The organism is Helicobacter pylori (assembly GCF_003637685.1).
GTDB lineage: Bacteria > Campylobacterota > Campylobacteria > Campylobacterales > Helicobacteraceae > Helicobacter > Helicobacter pylori_CJ.
The window spans coordinates 1-4,361 of sequence record NZ_MVWW01000016.1 but is presented as its reverse complement, the minus strand read 5'-3'; the positions used below and the strand labels follow the sequence as shown (position 1 = coordinate 4,361).

Here is a 4,361-nt window from a genome sequence, read left to right as displayed (position 1 = left end):
TCAATAATGAAATCAAATAAAAAGCAAGACTAAAAAACATTTCCCTATCCCTGCACCGACCTACATTCCCACTCTTGAAAAGAGCAGTATTATCAGCGATGAAGAGCTTGACTTCCAGGTTCGGAATGGTTAACTGGGTAGTTCCTCTTCTCTAAAGGCACAAGGAAAAGGGAGCTAAAGATAAAAACGCATTTACCCTTAACTCCCCTTTCTCTTTATAGGGAGCTGTTTTAAACAAAGAAGATAGTTAATAGCCTTTCATTTTAAAAAGAATGGATAATATCTCATTCCTCATTAAAGTTTAACCCTATAAAAGTCTTTATAAAACTCCAACTCTCTTACACTCAGTAAGGCAGTGGTAACTTATCCGTGCTTATTGCCGTTATCTTATCAAAAAGCAAAAAACAAGCCAAACGCTCTATTAGTAGTAGTCAGCTAAACGCATTACTGCGCTCACACATCTACCCTATCAAGCACATAGTCTTTGTGCGAGCTTCAGGGAAAGTTTATCTTGGAGTTGGCTTCCTGCTTAGATGCTTTCAGCAGTTATCACATCCGTGTGTAGCTACCCAGCGATGCTCTTGGCAGAACAACTGGTGCACCAGTGACACATCCATCCCGGTCCTCTCGTACTAGGGACAGCTCTCCTCAACTTTCCTACGCCCACGGCAGATAGGGACCGAACTGTCTCACGACGTTCTGAACCCAGCTCGCGTACCGCTTTAAATGGCGAACAGCCATACCCTTGGGACCTGCTCCAGCCCCAGGATGCGATGAGCCGACATCGAGGTGCCAAACCTCCCCGTCGATGTGAGCTCTTGGGGGAGATCAGCCTGTTATCCCCGGGGTACCTTTTATCCTTTGAGCGATGGCCCTTCCACACAGAACCACCGGATCACTATGACCGACTTTCGTCTCTGCTTGACTTGTATGTCTTACAGTCAGGCTGGCTTGTGCCATTACACTCAACTTGCGATTTCCAACCGCAATGAGCCAACCTTTGCAAGCCTCCGTTACTTTTTAGGAGGCGACCGCCCCAGTCAAACTACCCACCAAGCATTGTCCTGCCTGTGGATAACACAGGCCAGTTAGCTAACAGAAACATCAAGGGTGGTATCTCAAGGATGGCTCCATAAGAGCCAAAGCCCTTACTTCAAAGCCTCCCACCTATCCTGCGCATGATATTCCCATTAGCAGTGCTAAGTTGTAGTAAAGGTCCACGGGGTCTTTCCGTCTTGCCGCGGGTAGGAGGAATTTTCACCTCCACTACAATTTCACTGAATCTCTGGTTGAGACAGCTCCCATCTCGTTACGCCATTCATGCAGGTCGGTATTTAACCGACAAGGAATTTCGCTACCTTAGGACCGTTATAGTTACGGCCGCCGTTTACTCGGGCTTCAATTCAACGCTTCATCTTGCGACTGACGCATCCTCTTAACCTTCGAGCACCGGGCAGGCGTCACACCTTATACTTCCTCTTACGAGTTGGCAAAGTGCTGTGTTTTTGGTAAACAGTCGGGAGGGACTCTTTGCTGAGACCACATCGCTGTGGCACACCTTATCGCGAACTTACGGTGCTAGTTTGCAGAGTTCCTTAACCAGAGTTCTTTCACGCGCCTTAGAATACTCATCTCATCTACCTGTGTCGGTTTGCGGTACGGACGACTATGGATATGCTTAGAGGCTTTTCTTGGCACGACGGTATCAGCGATTCTCCCTTTGTCCTAAAAGGACTCAAAGAGCCTATTTGGGTTTCAAATACAGAGGTGGATTTGCCTTCCCTCCAATCTACGCCCTTAGACTAGCGCTTCCATCAGCTAGCTCGCTTAACCCTATGCGTCCCCCCATCACGCTCCATAGTCGGTATTGGAATATTAACCAATTTGCCATCACCTACCCCTTTCGGACTCGGCTTAGGACCCGACTAACCCTACGATGACGACCATCGCGTAGGAAACCTTAGATTTACGGCGGATACAATTCTCATATATCTTATCGTTACTCATTCCTGCATGCTCACTTCATACCGCTCCAGCACTCCTTACCGGTATACCTTCAACGCTGGTATGAACGCTCTTCTACCACTGTGTCAAACACAATCTACAAATTCGGTGTCTATCTTAGCCCCGTTATATTTTCAGCGCATGACCACTAGACCAGTGAGCTGTTACGCTTTCTTTAAAGGATGGCTGCTTCTAAGCCAACCTCCTGGTTGTTTGAGTAGCCACACATCTTTTTCCACTCAGAATAGAACTTAGGGACCTTATTTGGTAGTCTGGGTTGTTCCCCTTTTGACGATTGATTTTATCACCCACCGCCTGACTCCCAAGATACGATAAAAGGTATTCGAAGTTTGATAGGGTTTGGTACCGCGGCGAGCAGCCCTAGCCCAATCAGCGCTCTACCCCCTTTTATTATCACTTGAGGCTATACCTAAATATATTTCGAAGAGAACCAGCTATCACTAAGTTTGTTTGGCCTTTCACCCCTATCCACAGCTCATCCCAACCCGTTTCAATGGGTACGAGTTCAGTCCTCCACGCGCTATTACACGCGTTTCAACTTGGCCATGGATAGATCACTTAGCTTCGGGTCTGCAGCATCTGACTTGTTCGCCCTATTAAGACTCGCTTTCGCTACGGCTTCGCATTCGCTTAACCTTGCCAGATACCACAACTCGCAGGATCATTATGCAAAAGGCAGTCCATCACCCTGATAAATCATAGGGCTCTGAATGATTGTAAGCAGATGGTTTCAGGTTCTATTTCACTCCGCTCACTGCGGTTCTTTTCACCTTTCCCTCACGGTACTTGTTCGCTATCGCTCAAAGAGTAGTATTTAGGGTTGGAGAGTGGTCTCCCCGGCTTCAACCTGGATTTCTCGTGTCCTGGCCTACTCTGGATACTGCTACCTAAGAACGCCTTGTCGCATACAAGGCTATCACTTTCTATGGCTTACCTTTCCAGGTAACTCTGCTAAAGCGTTCTCTTGGATGTTGCAGTCCTCAACCCCGAATGCAAGCACTCGGTTTGCCCTTTTCCCCGTTCGCTCGCCACTACTTAGGGAATCTCGTTGATTTCTTTTCCTCTAGTTACTGAGATGTTTCACTTCACTAGGTTCGCTCTCTATGAATTAGAGTAACTAATATCTCTATTAGTTGGGTTGCCCCATTCGGACATCTACGCATCAAAGCTCCTTGACAGCTCCGCATAGCTTATCGCAGTCTAGTACGTCCTTCATCGCCTCTCTTTGGCAAGGCATCCGCCATCTGCTCTTAAAAGCTTGTTTTAAATTTTAAAATATCCTTTAAAACCCGCCCTTTTATAATGAATAACGACAATTGCACGAATATTCTTCAGCGCTACCACTGCCTTAATGAATATAAGACAGAGTTATTGTAGTTTTACTTTACTTTTACATAGGCTATTAACAATATTAAATCAAATAACTTCGTTTTTCTTTAAAAACCCGCTATAATCACTCTTGAATGTTAAACCCTTAAAGAAGACTAAAAATGCTTGATCCCTAATCTTTTTTAATCGTCAAGTCTTATCAGCTAGTGAGCTTTTATAATTAAAGCTTTAGCTTTTATAAACTTGCTTAAAAGCTTTTTAGCTTTTATGACTTGCTTGAGTGGTTTCAATTAAAGAACTTTTTAAAGCTTGTCTTTAAAAACGAAATGTAATTATAGACATGAAATGCTTAAAGTTTGCTTAAAGTTTTGAGAGTTTGGAAGAAATTTTAGAGTTTGAAAGGAATTTTAGAGTTTGAAAGGAATTTTAAAGTTTGAAAGGAATGGATAAAAGTTATTGGAAATGATTGGGGAACTAATTGGAATGGGGGGATAAAAAATAAAGCTTTAAAATAAAACGCATCATTAAAAACAAAGACACATCATTAAATTAGACACATCATTAAAATAAGATAAAAACGCATCATCATTAGATAAAAACAAATAACGCAAAAATAAAAACGCACCATTAACCATTGATTAAATACCGCTAGATACAATAACCCAATTCATCTTTTTTTCAAAAAAGGGGTAGAAATGGCATTCTATCATTCAATCATTCAAGCATTCAATCATTCTATCATTCTATCATTCAAGCATTCAAGCAATCAAGCAATCAAGCAATCAAGCAATCAAGCAATCAAGCAATCAAGCAACGCTACCATACTTTTATCACTTTTACAAAAACCTATTTAAAAATCCCCTATTTTTTATTATTCCCCCTTTTATTAACCCTTTTATTCTCTCTCTCATTAATCCGTGCCACAACATTTTTAAACCATTTGATTCCATAAGCCCCATTTTTATCAGTGGGGCTTACAGAGTTAAATTCAAAGGAGAAATGATGGC

Annotated in this window: 1 protein-coding gene and 2 rRNA genes; 1 reads left to right on the top strand and 2 read right to left on the bottom strand. The window is 42.9% G+C overall.

What is annotated here, in order from left to right:
* Positions 1–47: 47 nt before the first annotated feature.
* Positions 48–165: ribosomal RNA gene (gene rrf / locus EAL44_RS07780) — 5S ribosomal RNA — on the bottom strand.
* Positions 166–400: 235 nt separating this feature from the next.
* Positions 401–3,289: ribosomal RNA gene (locus EAL44_RS07775) — 23S ribosomal RNA — on the bottom strand.
* Between the two features lie 760 nt (positions 3,290–4,049).
* Between EAL44_RS07775 and EAL44_RS07885 the strand changes: the two genes are divergently transcribed.
* The gene (locus EAL44_RS07885; RefSeq protein ID WP_162970422.1) at positions 4,050–4,208 is read left to right on the top strand and encodes a hypothetical protein; all 159 of its coding nucleotides are present in this window, start codon (positions 4,050–4,052) and stop codon (positions 4,206–4,208) included.
* Positions 4,209–4,361 lie beyond the last annotated feature (153 nt).

Excerpts from the sequence above, each read along its gene's own strand:
- EAL44_RS07885 (WP_162970422.1), top strand. The coding sequence starts at position 4,050 with ATGGCATTCTATCATTCAATCATTCAAGCATTCAATCATTCTATCATT.